The following is a 17,218-nucleotide window of genomic DNA, read 5'->3' as shown; positions in this document are numbered from 1 at the left end:
GTACAACAAAAATGGTAAAATCGGTCTTTTTAAGGCCGATAATGGGGGATTATTCCACCTATTCCGGATAACATTCCTGTTTTTGCTGGCAACAATCGGGTTCATCCGGCCCGTCAGTGCACAAACGGCAGAGGCGGCGAAAACCATCACGCTCAACGTACAGAACCGCCCCATCAAGGAGGTCCTCACACTGATCGAACGCCAAAGCGACTACATCTTCGTTTACTACGACAACATCTTGGACATCCACCGCAAAGTCACCCTGAAAGTAACGAATCAGCCCATTTCGGCTGTACTGAAACAGTTGTTCGCCGGAACCGACAACACCTGGAAACTCTCGGGAAGGCAGATCGTCATCGGACGCTCCGTAACTGCGGCCGCAGCTACACCCCGGAAGATCACACGCATCACAGGCGTCGTCAGGGACCAGAACAACGATCCGCTCATCGGCGTCACGATCCGCATCAAGGCCCGTCCGAACATCGGTACAGCCACCGACATCAACGGCAAATACCTGCTCGACGTTTATCCCGACGAAGTACTGGAATTCAGCTATGTAGGTTACAAATCGCAGGACGTTTCGGTCGCAGGGCAGGAAATCGTCGACGTGGTTATGCTGCAAAACGACGCCATCCTCGACGCCGTGGAGGTGGTGGGCTACGGCGTGCAGAAAAAGATCAGCGTCATCGGCTCGCAGCAGACCATAGCGACCAAGGAACTGAAAGTTCCCGTCGCCAACCTCACACAAGGCCTTGCGGGCCGCGTATCGGGCCTGGTCTCGGTACAGCGAACCAGTGAACCGGGCTTCGACGACGCGAACATCTACATCCGCGGCATCTCAACGCTGACAGCCAGCATGAGCGCCCCTCTGACGCTCGTCGACGGCGTTCCCCGCTCGTTCTCCAACGTCGACCCCGAAGACATCGAGAGTTTCTCGATCCTGAAGGACGCCTCTGCAACTGCTGTTTACGGCGTTCGCGGCGCCAACGGCGTCATTATCATCAATACCAAAAGCGGTCTGAAAGGACGCCCCAAATTCAGCGTACGCTATACCGAAGGCCTCACCAAACCGACCAAGATCACCGATTTCGCCGACGGCGCGACTTACATGGAGATGTCGAACGAAGCGTCGCTCACCCGCGGCGGCGGCAAACTATACAGCCAGGAGATCATTGATAAGACCCGCCGCGGGGAAGACCCCTATCTCTATCCCGACGTAGACTGGATGAAACAGATCCTGCGTAACTTCAGCCGCAACCGCTCGGCCAACGTCAACGTGCAGGGCGGTTCCGACAAGGCGGTCTACTACATCGGCCTGGCCTACTACGACGAGAACGGCATGTACAAGGACACGAAACTGGCCGACTACAACTCGAACACCTTCTACCGCCGTTACAACGTCACCTCGAACCTCACGCTCAACCCGTTCCGCACCACCGAAATCAAACTGGGCATCCAGGGCTACCTGGCCAACGCCAACTATCCGGCATCTTCGCAGGCAAGCATCTTCGAATCGGCCTATTTCACACCTCCGACCTATATCGCGCCGCTCTACCCCGACGGCAAGCTCGGCGCCTTCTCGGGCGGCGATATAAACCCGGTGGCACAGCTCGGCGCAACGGGCTATGCCAACCAGTGGCGCAGCCAGGTTTATTCGAACCTGCGCATCACGCAGCAGATTTACAAAGGGCTCTCGGTTTCAGGCATGTTCTCGTTCGACACCTACAACTACACGAGCAACCGTTTCACCAAAACCCCGAACACCTACCACGCCACAGGACGCGACGCCAACGGCAACCTGCTCTACGAGCAAACCCGCCAGGGAACCGAGAACCTGGCCTACAGCCTCAGTGCAAAGGGTAACCGCGCCATCTATCTGGAAGCCGCAGTCAACTACCGCAACACTTTCGGCAGGCACACCGTATCGGGCATGATGCTCTTTAACCAGAGCGACGAAATCAATACCAAAGCCACCAACGTCGAAGAGGCGCTGCCCTACCGTTTCCGCGGCCTGGCAGGACGTTTCACCTACTCGTTCGACGACCGTTATTTCGGGGAGTTCAACTTCGGATACAACGGTTCGGAGAACTTCGCCCCGAAAAACCGTTACGGCTTCTTTCCGTCGGTCGGACTTGGCTGGGTAATCAGCAACGAACCCTTCTTCAGAGGCGCCACAGAGGTGATCCAGTACCTCAAACTGCGCGGCACATGGGGTCGTGTCGGCAACAGCCAGATCAGCGGACGCCGTTTCGCCTACCTGGCTACGGTCAAGGACACCAACGACACCAGTTACCAGTTCGGAAAGAACATGGACCAGACCTACGGGACTACGGCCATCGACGAATATGCCGTCGACGTAACGTGGGAGATCGCCGACAAAACCAACATCGGACTGGACATGCGCCTGCTGAACAACAAGTTCAACCTGCAATTCGACGCCTTCAAGGAGTCGCGCAAAGGCATTTACCTGCGCCGCACAAGCATTCCGTCCTATTTCGGTATGATCAACAACCCCTACGGCAACATCGGCAAAGTCGAGAACAAAGGTATCGAAATGTCGGTCAGCTATGCCAATTCGTGGCGGGACTGGTCGTTGAGCGTCATGGGTAACTACTCGTTCAACCGAAACAAGGTCCTCGAAGACGACAGCACCGTGGCCTATCCCTGGCAGAAAACCATCGGCAACAAGGTCGACCAGCGGTTCGGGCTCATCGCACTGGGACTCTTCGAAAGTCCGGAGGAGATCGCCGCAGCGCCTGTACAGGTCGGCGACACGCGCCCGGGCGACATCCGCTACAAGGACATCAACGGCGACGGCAAAATCGACGAATATGACAAAGTGCCCATCGGCTGGGGAAGTGTCCCCGAAATCGTCTACGGCTTCGGATTCTCCGTAGGCTGGAAAGGCCTCTCGCTGTCGGCCATGTTCCAGGGCGCCGCACACGTCGACGCGATCCTCAGCGGCGAAGGCGTACTGCCTTTCGCACAGGGATCGAGCCGCGGCAACCTGCAGAGCAACATCACCGACCGTTGGACCGAGGCCAATCCCCGCCAGGATGTCTTCTACCCGCGCCTCTCGATCGGCAACATGAACATGAACTACGAAGCCAGCACGTGGTGGCTCAAAAATACCAGCTACCTGCGTCTGAAAAACATCGAACTCTCCTATACGCTCCCCGACCGCTGGATGAAACGCATCCACATCAACAATGCGCGCATCTTCATACAGGGCGTCAATCTGCTTACATTCAGCAAATTCAAACTGTGGGACGTGGAACTGGGCGACGGCCGCGGCGCAAAATATCCCAACATCGGTTCCGTCAGCCTGGGTATCAATTTCAACTTCTAAAATCCCCGACAAGCTATGAAACTTAAAACAATACTCACTTTACTGGCCGCCCTCGGCATCCTGACCGCCTGCAACGACGACTTCTTCGACCAGGTTCCCGACGACCGGATCACCATCGAGCAGGTATTCCAGCGCACCTCCTACTCCGAGAAATACCTGGCTACCGTTTACAGCTACATCCGCGACGAGTCGCACCGCACCAACGGCGTGCCCTGGGACCCGTGTTCGGACGACCTGGACGTTACCTACGACCGCGAGGATTACAACTCCTTCAAGATGAACCTCGGCAACTGGAGCGCATCGTCGAACTACTACGAGTACTGGTCGCACTACTACCGGGGCATCCGCTCGGCAACCTACTTCATCCAGCACATCGGCTCGAACCAGGAGATGCTCGACGATCCTACGCGCGGCCCGATCGTCGTCGAACAATACAAGAACGAAGCCCGCTTCCTGCGTGCCTGGTTCTATTACTGCCTGCTGCGCCAGTACGGTCCGTGCGTACTGCTGGGCGACGAAGTCCTTCCGGGCGACCTCGACCGCGACGATGTGAAGATGAACCTGCCGCGCAGTTCCTACGACGAGTGCGTGGATTACATCGTCGGCGAACTGGACGACATGATCGACAACAACCGCCTGCCGCTGCACTTCACCGTGCAGGCCGACAAGGATTACGGCCGGGCGACACTGGCCATGTGCATGGGACTCAAAAGCCGCGTACTGCTGCTGGCCGCCAGCGACCAGTTCAACGGCAACCCGGCCTACGCCAACGTGGTCAACACGGACGGCAAACACCTTTTTTCGACCCGAAAAGACCCCGAAAAGTGGAACAAGGCCGCCCAGGCTGCAAAAGATGTCATCGACCTGGGAATTTTCGACCTCTACAAGGAGTACCACACCGACGGAACGCTCGACCCTTACCTGTCCTGCCGCAACGTTTTCCTGGAGAACTGGAACAGCGAGGTGATGATGGTCCGCATCAGCAACTACCTCAAACATTGGGAACGGTCGGCTTCACCCCGGCAGTTCAGCGGCTATGAAAGCATGGGGGCGACCCAGCAACTGGTCGACGCTTTCCGCATGAAAGACGGCACGGCCATTACCCCGGACAAGGAGAGCGGCTATTCGAAGGCGAACTACTCCGACCCCAAATCGGGCTGGGTATTCGCTCCCGCCGGTACGCGCAACATGTTCGTCAATCGTGAACCGCGTTTCTACGTCAACATCTGCTTCAACGGCGCCTACTGGATCGGCGATCAGAAAACCCGCATCCAGCTCTACTACACCGGAGGATCGGGAAAGAAAGGCACGTGGGACTTCCCGCGTTCGGGATACATCGCCATCAAAAACGTTTCGCCCTCGTCCAATCCCAAGAACGGCAACTACATCAAGCGTCCCTTCGTCATCATGCGTTACGCCGAGATACTGCTCAACTACGTCGAGGCGCTCAACGAATACGATCCCGGGAATGCGGACATCGAAACCTACCTGAACAAAATCCGCGAGCGCGGCGGCCTGGGACCGGTCCAAAGCGATCTCAACCAGAGTCAAATGCGCGAGCAGATCCGGCTGGAACGCCGCATCGAACTCTGCTTCGAGCAACTGCGCTATTTCGACACCCGCCGCTGGCTGATCGCCGACCAGACCGACGGAGGACCCTTCTACGGCATGAACGTCGACGCAGGCAACAGCTTCACCGACGAGGCGTTCTACGAGAAAACCGTATTCGAAACCCGCGTGTTCCGGCCCGAGTTCTACCTTTTCCCCATTCCCCAGTCCGAAATCAACCGCGATCCGCAGATCGTCCAGAATCCCGGATGGTAACCGTAAAAACGAATAACGACTATGAAACTTACGAAATACCTGGCTGTCCTCTGCTGCGGAACGCTCTTCGCAGCCTGCGAAAACCCGATTCAGGACGACCTGAACGTGGACAACCCCGAGAACTATACGCGTATTTACACGGTCAACGCCGTCGACGACGCCTCCAAGAACACACTCTCATTCCCGCTCGAACGCGACACGTCGCTCATGGTCTACGCCAACTTGAGCGGAATCCGCAACCCGGGATGCGATGTGACGGTCAAATTTCGCGTCGCCCCCGAACTGGTGGATACCTACAATCAGAAGCACCAGAGCAACTACCCGATGATGCTTGATGGAAGCTACACGATCGAGAACCTCGAAGCCGTGATTCCTAACGGGAAATACATCTCCTCGCCCATCCGGATCGCCATCAACAGCCAGGCGTTCGACGGCGTGGGCGTCTTCCTGCTGCCGGTACGGATCGAGAATGTGACACCCGACCTGGCCGTCAACGAATCGTTGCAGACGGCTTACCTGCGCATCAACGGCTACTACACCGAAAATCCGTTCCCGAGATACGACAGGAGCGGCTGGTCGATCGCCGGGTTCTCGACGCAGGAGGCTGAAGCGACATCAACCTACCCCAACCGCGGATTGGCCGTTTCGATCATCGACGGCGAAAACAACACCTATTGGGGTACGCAGTGGCGCAACGCCAAACCCGGCCCGCCGCACTGGATCGCCGTCGACATGGGCGCACCCAAGGAACTGCACGGACTCACAATCCGCGGACGGTCTGACAAAGAAGGCTCCGACGTTCCCAAGAGCAGCGGCAACCCGCGTATCTTCAACATCGACGTGAGCGACGACAACCAAAACTGGACCCATGCAGGGACCTTTACCGTCGAAAACCGGATCGAGAACACGGTATACCTCGACCACAAGGCAACGGGGCGCTATTTCCGTATCTTCGTCACCGCCACGCAGGCCGACCTCTACCAGACCTGCATCGCCGAAGTATGGGCATTCTGATCCGACTAACAAATTTTTAAACCAAACAAAAGACTATGAAAAAGACTATATGTCTGTGGGCGCTGCTCCTGATTGTCGTTTCATGCACCAACGACGACAATTACAACGACGAGCACGGAGACAAGGCAGTCATTCCACCCAAAGGCAGGATCATCCGCATAATGACCTACAACATTTACGGCGCACGCGCCACAAGCCCCGCCAATGCAGCCGATCTGGACGCGCTGGCCGAGGTAATCCGCCGGCAGGACCCCGACTTCGTAACCCTCAACGAGGTGGATGTCTTCACCAACCGCACGGGAAAAGACGTACACCAGGCCCGCGACCTGGCAGCCAAACTCGGTATGGAGTGGCACTTCTCGAAAGCCATCGACCGCGACGGAGGCGAATACGGCGACGCCGTGCTGTCGAAACACCCGATTATAGAGACCCGCAGTTACCGGCTCCCCTGCGCCGCTTCGCAACCGGGCGAGGACCGTTCGCTGTGCGTCATCCGCGTCGAGATCGACGGCAAAGACCTCTATGTCGCCTCGACGCACCTCGATCATCTTTCGGGCGATGCGAGCCGCCTGGTGCAGGCCAATGAGATCCGCCGTATCCGCGACACGGAACTGGACGGAGACCTCATCCTTGCGGGCGACCTCAACGCCATTCCCAGTTCGAACGTCATCGCCACGATGACCGCGTTCCTGACCAATGTCGGAACGATCGACCAATACACTTTCCCGTCGGAGAATCCCACCCGCAAGATCGACTACATACTGTATGCCCCGATCGGACACTTCGGCGTACAGAACTGCACAGTGGTTTCGCGCAGCGACCAGCAGGTCGACGGCGTCGACGCCTCGGACCACCGCCCCGTCGTGGCCGACATCCGGTTCCAGACCGAGGAAGACCTCCCGGAGAATCAGGAATAAAGCGTTCGGAAGATGAAAAAACTGCTATTCACACTCCTCGGGCTGGCAGCGGCACTGACGCTGCCGGCCCAGGATTTCAAGATCACGCATGGCCCGTGGCTGTGCGACATGACCGAAGACGGCGTAACCGTCCTGTGGACTACCAACAAACCCGCTTTGTCATGGGTCGAGGCAACCGAGGACGACGGACGCAGTTTCTACGCCGCCGAACATACCCGCCATTACGAAACCGTCGCGGGCCGCAAACAGGCGCACAAGACACTGCACGCCGTGCGGCTGAACAACCTGCGTCCCGGAACGAAATACTGCTACCGCATCTTCTCGCAGGAGGTACTCGAATGGAAACACGGAGACAACGTCCTCTACGGCAGGACCGTTGCCAGCAATGTCTACAAACGCGCGCCGTTCCGGTTCCGGACATTCCCGGCAACGGGAACCGACTGTTCGTTCGTCATCCTGAACGACATCCACGGACGCGCCGACGACATGACCGAACTGTGCCGGGAAATCAATTTCGGCAAACACGACTTCGTAATGCTCAACGGCGACATGTCCAGCAGCATTGAAAATGAGGAGCAGTTGTTCCGGGATTTCATCGACGCCTCGGTAAACCTTTACGCCTCGGAGACCCCGATACTCTACAACCGCGGCAACCATGAGACGCGCGGCGTCTTCGCCGACCGTCTGCACGACTATTTCCCGACGCGTAACGGCCGCCACTACCAACTCTGCAAAGTCGGATCGGTCTGTTTCTTGCTGCTCGACTGCGGCGAAGACAAGCCTGACACGGACATCGAATACGGAGGGCTTGCCGACTACGACGCCTATCGCCGCGAAGAGTGCGAATGGCTCCGCAGGGCGGTGGCCTCCGAAACCTTCCGCAACGCCTCGGCACGCGTCGTCTTCCTCCATATTCCGCTCGACGGCGGAACGTGGCACGGCAGCAACCACCTCCGGAATCTGTTCCTGCCGATCCTCAACGAGGCCGGCATCAATATCATGTTCTCCGGCCACACGCACCGCTACGGCTTCCACCCGGCAAACGACGAAGTTCGGTTCCCGGTCGTGGTCAACGGCAATCAAAGCTACATACGGTGCGACATGACGGGCGACCGAATCGCGATCCGAATCGTCGGTCCCGGCGGACGCGTCGCACACACACACGAATTCCCACTCCGCTAACGAGGCGGAAAAAACAATGCCCTGCACCGAAACGGTGCAGGGCATCTTCTGTTTTTCAGAGGAAAAGCCGCAGAAATCCGCTGCGGCTGAGCCGGAGCCGAAGCTGGGAGAGCGCCGCCCCAATATGCTTTTCGACGGTCTTGACGCTGATGTTGAGCCGCTCGGCGATCTCCCGGTTTTTCAGGCCTGTCGTGCGGCTCAACAGGAACACCTGGCGGCACTGCTCGGAAAGTCCCGAAATGCAGCAGTCGATCTCCTCGCTCAACTGCGATAACTGGAACTCCTCTTCGATATGGTCGGCGACAAGCGTACGAATACAGACATCCAACTCGTCCAGTCCGGATTCCCCCCCCCCGCCATTTTTTGGAGCGCAGCAAATCTATGGCACGATTCTTCACGGCGACAAACAGCAGCGGCAGCAGCGGCCGGTCGAAGTCCACCTCCTCCCGCCGTTCCCACAAGGCAAGAAAGACATCCTGCACGATGTCTTCCGACGCCTTGCGGTCATGGACCATCTGAAAAGCCCGTGCACACAAGGGTTCATAGTGATCGCGGAATAGTTGCTGAAAATACGCCGAATGGTTTTCCACAGTTTTCTCAAAATATGTCGGAATACTCCGAATCATTCAAATATAGCGATAATTCGGGAAATTGCAAAATTTGGACTGCCGCCAACTATCTTCGTCTTCGAGTAGATTCCACACCGCAGGGCATCCTGTCCCCGCTGCGCGGGGCACAGGCACAAAAAAGGCAGGACCGCTCTTGCGGGTCCTGCCTTTAATTTATCCTGCCGCCGTCACCTTCCGGCGATGCGGCAGTATCTGTCGTAGCGTCCTATCACGTCGTTCACATAGGCCAGCGTCTGCCGGCTGCCGGTGAATCGTCCGCATCTGACCACTTCGTTCTCGTAGAATTCCGGCTCGGCCTTCAGCGTAAGGTACCGGGCCACGACCTCCCACGAGTTGGGGTTCTCTCCGTTCAGGCGGGCCAGACGGCGGGCGTCGTTCACATGGCCGATACCGCTGTTATACGAGGCCAGGATGATGCTCATGCGGTCTTTTTCAGGTGTCCCTTCCGGAAAACGGAGCGACGACATGATCTTCGACATCAGTTTGTTGGCCAACCAGATATTGGTCCTCGGATCAGTGATCTCGGCCGCGGGGACGTCGAACTGACGCGCCACCGAAGGCATGATCTGCATCAGGCCGCGGGCCCCGCTGCGCGAGGTGATGTCGGGCGTGAAGCGCGATTCGTGGTAGGCGATGGCGCTCATCAGGCGCCAGTCGTGGCCCTCCTCTTCGCTGATGTTGCGAATCAGATTGTCGTAGGCCGAAATGACGTAACTGCCCTCGGGGAGCAGCGAGTGGTGCATCTCGGCCAGTGCGTTCAGTGCGTCGTCCGTCGCGGGTGCGCTGAACTGGGCGTTGAAGCCGTAAAATGTCGTAAGAATGGTTAAGAACGCAAACGTTAATACGGTCTTTTTTAACATAAAATGTTGTTTTGCGGGCAGCTTACACCGCACAGAACAGCACGTCAATCATAGAATCCCCATGAGATACCGATTTTGAACATGCCCGGATTGAGCGGATAGCGAGCCGCCGAGAAATATTCTCCGTTACCGAACAGTCCCTTGTTCACATGCTGATATTTCAGGAATATCCGCATTCTCTTCCACTTTCCCATGACGAAAGCGTCCATATAGGGGTAATTCCCCGTCTCGACCTCCCGTTGGTTGTAATACACCGACAGAGCCGGATTGTAACCGGGCGCATAATACTTGGTATTATAGCGTCCGTCCAGACCGATCTGCAGGCGCAGCACATCGCGCACGACCCAGAATTCGTAGTAATACGACAGGAAGGCGCTCAAAAGCGGAACGGGTACAACATCTTGATCCGTGCTCCACTGCAACAATACCCTGTTGTCCAAATGAAGTCCGCCTAAACGGAAATCTTTGCGAGCATACACACTCGTGAGGCTGACGTTGCCGCTGTGCTGGGCGACGTTGCTGTCCGACGCATAGTAAATCTTGTCGGAGACGACTCCCTGCCATGCCCCCGCTTCGAACGCGAAATCGGGAACCGAAAACTTGACCTCGAACCGAGTTTCATTCTCCTTGCTTAAAGGAGTGTTCCATATATAATGGTTAGAGAACAGATTCTCCTGCCAGTAGGTCGGCGAGCGGCGGTCCATCGAGAACCGGCCTTCGAGAATCAGGGGGTGTCCGCGCAGATAGCCTTTCAGCGCGAGGTGCGCGCCGATCGAGAGATCTCCGCCTCTGTATCCCGACGGGTAGAAACGGAGGTTTCCGTCCCAGTCGACATATTTCTTTATCTTTCCGCTGACGGAGCCGTAAAAGAAGTAACTCGTCTTGTTGACCTTCGTGTACTTCCCCGTCAGGTAATCTTTCAGTTCGAATTGCGAGTAGGTGTGCATGTCGATGCCGATGCCGGCGTCGAGCGTCCCCACGATTCCGTTCCGGTCCCAGGGCTGCGCCTGCACGAAGAAGCGGTTCGAAATGTTCCGCTCGTAGATCGAGTCACGCGTCTCCGCAGGGTTGATGAACCAGTTATCGTAATAATGCCCCTTCGCGGAGACGAAATCGCCGTTCTCGTCCCGGTGGTCCCGTTCATTCGTATAAGGCTCGTTCCTGTCGGTGTAGACCTTGCTCCACGAACTGTACTCGAACGAATGGCCGATATACACCGCCGAGAGGTTCGCCATCGAGAAATCGCTCTCCGTGAGCCGTTGCAGCGGGATGCCGTAGGACTGCGTGACGAAGAAGGCGTTGTTGCGGTAGAGGTTCCTGGCCTCGGCGTCGGCCAGCCGCATCGGCACGCCCGAAGGCATCTCGAACGTCGTGTCCGCAATGGCCCACTCGCCGACCACGCCGCCGTTCTCCTGCTGCTCGATGTGGTTGTTGTAGTAGCCCGCATGGACCGAATACCGCCTGCCCGTGTGGCTGACGGCCACCGCAAGGTTGTGGTTCTTGGTCCGCGACCAGACGTACTGGCCGCGCGTGCCCCGCGCCTTGTAGTCGATGTTGAAACCCGTCGTCGGAGAGATGTTCTGCGCATGCATGATGCCGAAATTCTCCTCACGGAAACGCTTCTGCCCCGACTCCGCGTAATTCATCCGGATCATCGGCTTCTTCGTGTTGTAGAAGGGCACGTTCTCCATGTTGTAGGTGTACGCGTAGTAGGGACTCGCAAAACTGAAGTCAAAGAACTGCGGACGCCGGAAATAGTTCAACGGCAGCGACGTCTGGCCCAAAGCCCCCTGGGCGATGTCGCCCACGTCCTCCCGGTAGAACGGATAGTCGATCCGGTAATCGGTCAGCGTGGTGTCCAAAGGCCCGATCTCGACGCGGTTGAAATCGCGGCTCACGTGCCATTTGAAGTTGTTCAGCGCGCGGATCGAGTCATTGAAAAAATAGGACTCGAGCGGCTTGCGGATTTTCCGTTCCTTCTTGGTGGTGTCCTGCGGCTGCTGGTTCTCGCCCTCCTCGCCTTCGGTCTGCTCGTAGGGATTGCTGCCGTAGAGGTTACCCGTCTGGCCGTTGCGCTGCGCGCGCTGCAAGGTCTTCGCATCGAAGCCCTGGGAGCGCACCGCCTCGGGCGCTGCAAAAAACAGACCGAGCAGGAGCGTCAGCAATATGCGGTTCGAAAATCTCGACATGTCAGCCAAAGAGCGGAAATCCGCGGCAAATGTAATTAAAAAATTTTAAATATACAACTATTCGGCTTTCCCACAGCCTTTTGTCCGGCAGGCAAGCCCCCGCACCAGCGAAACGAGGATATACAGCACGATGATCGCCGGCACGGCGTAACCGCGCAGGAGGACGGCCGTCACGACGGCCGCGATGATGAATCCGTAGCGCAGTTCGTTCCCTTTCCAGCCGAAGCCGTGGAATTTAAGGGCGAACATCCTCACATTCGAGATCATCAGCAGTCCCACGACCACGGCAATGGCAGAAATCGCCTCGCGCGGAAGTTCCAGTCCGCTGGTCTCGAACAACAGCCCCAGCGAACCGCAGAGCATCGCCGCCGCCGGGCTGGGCAGTCCGCAGAACTCCGTGCGCTGCGTGTCGTCGATATTGAATTTCGCCAGCCGCAACGCGGCGCAGGCCGTAAAGACGAAAACGACCAGCCCCGGATACCCTTCGGGCAGCCAGATGCCGGGCATCCATTGATAGAGCGAATACATGATCGCCGCCGGGGCCAGTCCGAATGAGATGTCGTCGGCCAGCGAATCGAGTTGCAGCCCGATGGGCGAACTCTGGTTGAGCAGACGCGCTGCGAAGCCGTCGAAAAAGTCGAACACGGCGGCCAGAACCATCAGGCCGAAGGCCAGCTTCAGGTCGCCCCAAACCAGCGCCGAAACCACCGCCGCCGAACCGCAGAACAGGTTCGACAGAGTCAGCAGATTGGGTATCGTGAAGAGTTTGATTTTCATTGCCGGGGCGAAAATTTAATTTTCCAATAGGCGGCAAAGTTACTAAAATATTTTTATCTTTGTCGAAATTAACTCCATATAATAACTCATGTCAAGCAATAAATATTGTGTCATCATGGCGGGCGGCATCGGGACGCGCTTCTGGCCCAAGAGCCGGCAGTCGATGCCCAAGCAGTTCCTCGACATTCTCGGGACGGGCAAATCCTTCATCCGCCACACCTACGAACGCTTCGCAAAAATGGTTCCTGCGGAGAATTTCCTCGTGGTGACCAACGATAAATACAAGAGCCTGGTTCTCGAACACATCCCGGAAATCGGCGAAAAACAGGTGCTCTGCGAACCCGTGGGCCGCAACACGGCCCCCTGCGTGGCCTATGCGGCCTACACGCTGCTGAAACGCAATCCCGATGCCGAAATGATCGTCACCCCGGCGGATCACCTGATCCTCAACGAAGACGACTTCCGGGCGATCATCGCCGAGTGTCTCGACTTCGCCTCGGAGCACGACGCGCTGATGACCGTGGGCATCAAACCCACGCGTCCCGACACGGGCTACGGCTACATCCAGGTCTCGGACGACAAGCCCATCAGCAAGGTCAAGTGCTTCACCGAGAAGCCCGACATCGAACTGGCGCGGGTGTTCCTGCAATCCGGTGAGTTTTACTGGAATTCGGGCATCTTCGTGTGGAAGGTGCGCTCGATCGTCGAGGCCTTCGAGAAATACCTCCCCGAGCACCACGCGCTCTTCAGCGGCGTGATGCGCGCCATCGGAACCGACGCCGAGCGCAACGTCGTGGAGATCGCCTTTTCGGAGTGCCGCGCCATCTCGATCGACTACGGCATCATGGAGAAGGCCGACAACGTCTACGTCCGCTGCGGCGAGTTCGGCTGGAGCGACGTCGGGACGTGGGGTTCGGTCTACCAGCATTCGCGCAAGGACCGCTATGCCAACGCCGTGCCCGAAGAGGGCTGTTACCTCTACGATACACGCAGTTCGATCGTTTCGCTCCCAAAGGACAAGATCGCCGTGATCAGCGGACTGAAGGAGTACATCGTCGTCGACACGGACGACGTGCTGATGGTCTGCCCCCGCTCCGAGGAGCAGAACATCAAAAAATTCATCGACGAAGTCAAGTTCCACAACGGCGACAAGCACATCTGATTCGTTGGATCAGATGTGCTTGATGAAATCATTCCAGACCTTATGATTTCCATCGCCCGTCACTGTGCATTCCAACGTTCGCATCCACGGCGTTCCGCCGTGTTTGCGAGTCTGCTCCTCCTCCAAATCCCCTCCCCGGAGGGGACTTATCGCATGTGACCGAATAATCTCAAAACAATACTTGCCAACATCTTCCATGAGCGAACTATACGAACTTTTCAGCCAGCACCCCCGTATCTCGACCGACACGCGCCGGATCGAGCCGGACTCCATCTTCTTCGCCCTGCGGGGCGATACCTTCGACGGCAACCGTTTCGTCGCCGAAGCGCTCGAAAAAGGCGCGGCCTACGCCGTCTCCGACGATCCGCAGGTCGCCGCTTCCGACGAGCGGCAGCGCATCGTGCTCGTCGACGACACGCTGAAAGCCTTGCAGGACCTTGCCCGCTGCCACCGCCGGGCGCTCGGAATCCCGATCCTCGCCATCTCGGGCAGCAACGGCAAAACCACCACGAAAGAGCTTGTCAGCCGCGTGCTGGCCGAGCGGTTCGAGGTCTACGCCACCCGCGGCAACCTCAACAACCACATCGGCGTGCCGCTGACGCTGCTCGCCATGACCCGCGACACGGAGTTCGGCGTGGTGGAGATGGGCGCGAGCGCCTGCGGCGAACTGGCTCTGCTGGCATCGGTCGCCGAGCCGAACTACGGCATCCTGACCAACATCGGCCTGGCGCACCTCGAAGGCTTCGGCGGACCGGAGGGGGTTCGCCGCGGCAAGGGCGAACTGTTCGACTTCCTCGCGGCGAACGGAGGCCACGCCTTCGTTCCGGCCGACGACGAAATCCTGACGGGCATGGCCGCCGAACGCGATTCGCTGGCCGCCGAATATTACTCCGCATCGCTGGCCGACGGCATCGAAAACCATCTGGAAGGCAGCTACAACCGGTTCAACATCGCGGCCGCCGTCGCCGTGGGACACTATTTCGACGTTCCCGACGAACGCATCCGCCACGCCATCGCCAGCTATGTTCCCGACAACAACCGCTCGCAGCGCATCGGAACGTCCCGCAACACGCTCGTCGCCGACTGCTACAACGCCAACCCGTCGAGCATGCGGGCTTCGGTCGGGAATTTTCTCGCCGAGCCGCTCGAAGAGCGTCAGCGCCGGGTGCTGATTCTGGGCGACATGCTCGAACTGGGCGACTGGTCCGAACGCGAACACGCCGCAATCATCGAGATGGCCGCACAGGACCCCGAAGCGGAACTGCTGCTCGTAGGTCCGGAATTCGCCAAGGCCTACGACGGACTCGCGGAAAAGCCGGCCAACGTCACGCTCTGCCCCACGCGCGACGACCTGATCTCGCTGCTGAAAGTCTCCCCCGTGGAGCACTCCCTCGTGCTGGTCAAAGGTTCGCACGGCATGGGGCTGGAGCAGGCGCTGGAGGCGCTCTGATCGTCCCCGGAAACCGCCCCGGAGACTGCACCCGGAGACTGCACCCGGAACCGCACCCGGAACCGCACCCGAAAACAACCGAAACAAACCGACCCAAAATAAACGGACCATGAAAAAACTACTCGCAACTCTCCCCCTGCTGGCACTGCTCTCCTGCACCGGCATCCCCCCGCAGCATGCTCTCTCGCATTTCGACTGGACGGAACCCGCCGATCCGCAGGGAGAGAAACCCGAAACCTGGAACGGAGTCGAAAAACCGATCGTCACGTTTGGCTCGACGGATGTCCGCTATCCCCGCGCGACACCCTGCGCAGCAGCCGTGACGGATCAAACGACCCTCACGGGCTGGCGCGGCGAGAAGGTCTCGGCCCAGGCTGTCATCTCCGCTCCCGCGGCTGTCGGCGGCCTGACCTGCACCGTGGGCGACTTCGTCGCGGACAACGGCGCGAAGCTCCCCGGCATCGCCTGCGCACGCTTCGTCAAATACGTCGTCAGCGACCGCTTTCTGACCGACCAACCCTGCGGCGCACGGCCGGAGAACAACCCGGCGCACCTCGAAGCGGACCTGCTCGACGAGGCGGCTTCATGCGACGTGCCCGCCCGGTCGACCCGTCCCGTCTGGATCACGGTAGATATCCCGCGCGACGCCACCCCCGGCCGCTACACGGCTCCGGTTGCGGTAAAGGGCGAAGGCGTCGCCGAAACGCTGACGCTGCACCTGAACGTCACGGAACGCACCCTGCCCGCGCCCTCGGAGTGGACCTACCACCTCGACTTGTGGCAGCATCCGGCGGCCGTGGCCCGCGCCGAAGGGGTAGAGGTCTGGAGCGACGAGCATTTCGAACGGATGCGGCCGACGATGCGGCAACTCGCAGACGCCGGGCAGAAAGTCATCACGGCAACGCTCAACAAGGACCCCTGGAACAACCAGTGCTACGACGCCTACGCCGATATGATCGTCTGGACGCGCCTGGCCGACGGCACGTGGGAGTATGACTTCACGGTCTTCGACCGCTGGGTGCGGTTCATGCTCGACCTGGGCGTCGGCAAGTACGTCAACTGCTATTCGATGCTGCCGTGGAACAACATGCTCCACTACAAGGATGCCGTGACGGGCGAATTCGTCGACGTCAAGGCCGATCCGGGCACGCCGGCCTTCCGCGAAATGTGGGGCCCGTTCCTGCCCGCCTTCGTCGGTCACCTCCGCGAAAAAGGATGGCTCGGCATCACCAACATCGCTATGGACGAGCGTTCGCCCGAGGTGATGGCCGCCGCGACCGCCCTGCTGAAGGAGGTCGCGCCCGAACTGGGCATCGCATTGGCCGACAACCACAAGATCTTCAAACAGTATCCCTACATCAAGGACATGTGCGCCAGCATCTTCGGCCCGATCGAACAGACGGACATCGTCCAGCGCCGCAGCAAGGGGCTGACGACCACCTTCTACGTCTGCTGTTCGTCGGGATTCCCGAACACCTACACCTCGTCGGCGCCGGCCGAGGCGACCTATTTGAGCTGGTACGCCGCCGCCGAGGATTACGACGGATTCCTGCGCTGGGCCTACAACTCGTGGGTCGAGGACCCGATCCGCGACTCGCGGTTCCGGAAATGGGCCGCCGGCGACACCTACCTCGTCTATCCCGAAGGCCGCTCGTCGATCCGTTTCGAACGCCTCGTCGAAGGCATCCAGGACTGGGAGAAAATCCGGTTGCTGAAAACGGAATTCAGCGGCGACGATGCGAAACTGCAAACCCTCCACGACCTGCTGGAGCCGTTCCGTTCGTCGGTCGCCTTCGACGGTTGGGAGCAGACCCTGCGCAATGCCCGCGCGACGCTGAATACGCTCTGATCCGCCGGACGGTCCG

The 17,218-nt window shown here is 58.7% G+C and carries 12 protein-coding genes and 1 pseudogene; 8 read left to right on the top strand and 5 right to left on the bottom strand.

Annotation, left to right across the window (positions count from 1 at the left end; genetic code table 11):
• Positions 1–82: 82 nt before the first annotated feature.
• Genes DWW03_RS07200 through DWW03_RS07180 form a run of 5 tightly spaced genes read left to right on the top strand, consistent with a single transcriptional unit; the run spans position 83 to position 8,286 of the window.
• On the top strand, positions 83–3,349 hold the full coding sequence (locus DWW03_RS07200; protein ID WP_118406565.1) for a TonB-dependent receptor: 3,267 nt from the start codon (positions 83–85) through the stop codon (positions 3,347–3,349).
• 15 nt (positions 3,350–3,364) lie between these two features.
• The gene (locus tag DWW03_RS07195) at positions 3,365–5,173 is read left to right on the top strand and encodes a RagB/SusD family nutrient uptake outer membrane protein (protein ID WP_015547932.1); all 1,809 of its coding nucleotides are present in this window, start codon (positions 3,365–3,367) and stop codon (positions 5,171–5,173) included.
• Positions 5,174–5,194: 21 nt separating this feature from the next.
• Positions 5,195–6,187, top strand: a complete 993-nt coding sequence (locus DWW03_RS07190; protein ID WP_015547933.1) for a BT_3987 domain-containing protein — start codon at positions 5,195–5,197, stop codon at positions 6,185–6,187.
• Between the two features lie 35 nt (positions 6,188–6,222).
• Entirely contained in the window at positions 6,223–7,104 is an 882-nt protein-coding gene (locus DWW03_RS07185; protein ID WP_015547934.1) for an endonuclease/exonuclease/phosphatase family protein, read from the top strand.
• 12 nt (positions 7,105–7,116) lie between these two features.
• Positions 7,117–8,286, top strand: coding sequence for an FN3 domain-containing metallophosphoesterase family protein (locus DWW03_RS07180; RefSeq protein ID WP_022061279.1), 1,170 nt, complete (start codon positions 7,117–7,119; stop codon positions 8,284–8,286).
• Between the two features lie 55 nt (positions 8,287–8,341).
• Here DWW03_RS07180 and DWW03_RS16580 read toward each other — a convergent pair whose 3' ends face one another.
• From DWW03_RS16580 to pssA, 5 genes and pseudogenes are all read right to left on the bottom strand, one after another.
• Positions 8,342–8,665 carry a sigma-70 family RNA polymerase sigma factor gene (locus tag DWW03_RS16580; RefSeq protein WP_118406564.1) on the bottom strand — a complete coding sequence of 108 codons (324 nt, stop codon included), beginning with the start codon at positions 8,663–8,665 and terminating at the stop codon, positions 8,342–8,344.
• Between the two features lie 34 nt (positions 8,666–8,699).
• Positions 8,700–8,801: pseudogene (locus DWW03_RS17060) on the bottom strand (RNA polymerase sigma-70 factor); the annotation flags it as partial.
• Between the two features lie 281 nt (positions 8,802–9,082).
• Positions 9,083–9,775 carry a transglycosylase SLT domain-containing protein gene (locus DWW03_RS07165; protein ID WP_015547937.1) on the bottom strand — a complete coding sequence of 231 codons (693 nt, stop codon included), beginning with the start codon at positions 9,773–9,775 and terminating at the stop codon, positions 9,083–9,085.
• A gap of 44 nt (positions 9,776–9,819) precedes the next feature.
• A complete protein-coding gene (locus tag DWW03_RS07160) occupies positions 9,820–11,964 on the bottom strand; it encodes a putative porin (RefSeq protein WP_022061281.1) in 2,145 nt (714 codons plus the stop codon).
• Positions 11,965–12,021: 57 nt separating this feature from the next.
• The gene (gene pssA, locus DWW03_RS07155) at positions 12,022–12,741 is read right to left on the bottom strand and encodes a CDP-diacylglycerol--serine O-phosphatidyltransferase (protein ID WP_022061282.1); all 720 of its coding nucleotides are present in this window, start codon (positions 12,739–12,741) and stop codon (positions 12,022–12,024) included.
• A gap of 88 nt (positions 12,742–12,829) precedes the next feature.
• On the opposite strand from pssA, the gene DWW03_RS07150 reads away from it, so the two are divergent.
• The 3 genes from DWW03_RS07150 (at position 12,830) to DWW03_RS07135 (ending at position 17,202) form a co-directional block, all read left to right on the top strand.
• A complete protein-coding gene (locus DWW03_RS07150; RefSeq protein ID WP_022061283.1) occupies positions 12,830–13,903 on the top strand; it encodes a mannose-1-phosphate guanylyltransferase in 1,074 nt (357 codons plus the stop codon).
• A 196-nt stretch (positions 13,904–14,099) separates the two neighbouring features.
• Complete coding sequence (locus DWW03_RS07140) at positions 14,100–15,353, top strand: UDP-N-acetylmuramoyl-tripeptide--D-alanyl-D-alanine ligase (protein ID WP_118406563.1); 1,254 nt, start codon at positions 14,100–14,102, stop codon at positions 15,351–15,353.
• Positions 15,354–15,462: 109 nt separating this feature from the next.
• The gene (locus tag DWW03_RS07135) at positions 15,463–17,202 is read left to right on the top strand and encodes a DUF4091 domain-containing protein (RefSeq protein WP_022061285.1); all 1,740 of its coding nucleotides are present in this window, start codon (positions 15,463–15,465) and stop codon (positions 17,200–17,202) included.
• Positions 17,203–17,218: the final 16 nt, after the last annotated feature.

This window comes from Alistipes sp. AF14-19 (assembly GCF_003461645.1).
Taxonomy (GTDB): Bacteria; Bacteroidota; Bacteroidia; order Bacteroidales; family Rikenellaceae; genus Alistipes; species Alistipes shahii.
The sequence above is the reverse complement of the archived record's forward strand: the minus strand, read 5'-3'. Positions and strand labels throughout refer to the sequence as shown.

Excerpts from the sequence above, each read along its gene's own strand:
- DWW03_RS07195 (WP_015547932.1), top strand. The coding sequence starts at position 3,365 with ATGAAACTTAAAACAATACTCACTTTACTGGCCGCCCTCGGCATCCTG.
- DWW03_RS07190 (WP_015547933.1), top strand. The coding sequence starts at position 5,195 with ATGAAACTTACGAAATACCTGGCTGTCCTCTGCTGCGGAACGCTCTTC.
- DWW03_RS07185 (WP_015547934.1), top strand. The coding sequence starts at position 6,223 with ATGAAAAAGACTATATGTCTGTGGGCGCTGCTCCTGATTGTCGTTTCA.
- DWW03_RS07180 (WP_022061279.1), top strand. The coding sequence starts at position 7,117 with ATGAAAAAACTGCTATTCACACTCCTCGGGCTGGCAGCGGCACTGACG.
- DWW03_RS07165 (WP_015547937.1), bottom strand. The coding sequence starts at position 9,775 with ATGTTAAAAAAGACCGTATTAACGTTTGCGTTCTTAACCATTCTTACG.
- DWW03_RS07160 (WP_022061281.1), bottom strand. The coding sequence starts at position 11,964 with ATGTCGAGATTTTCGAACCGCATATTGCTGACGCTCCTGCTCGGTCTG.
- pssA (WP_022061282.1), bottom strand. The coding sequence starts at position 12,741 with ATGAAAATCAAACTCTTCACGATACCCAATCTGCTGACTCTGTCGAAC.
- DWW03_RS07150 (WP_022061283.1), top strand. The coding sequence starts at position 12,830 with ATGTCAAGCAATAAATATTGTGTCATCATGGCGGGCGGCATCGGGACG.
- DWW03_RS07140 (WP_118406563.1), top strand. The coding sequence starts at position 14,100 with ATGAGCGAACTATACGAACTTTTCAGCCAGCACCCCCGTATCTCGACC.
- DWW03_RS07135 (WP_022061285.1), top strand. The coding sequence starts at position 15,463 with ATGAAAAAACTACTCGCAACTCTCCCCCTGCTGGCACTGCTCTCCTGC.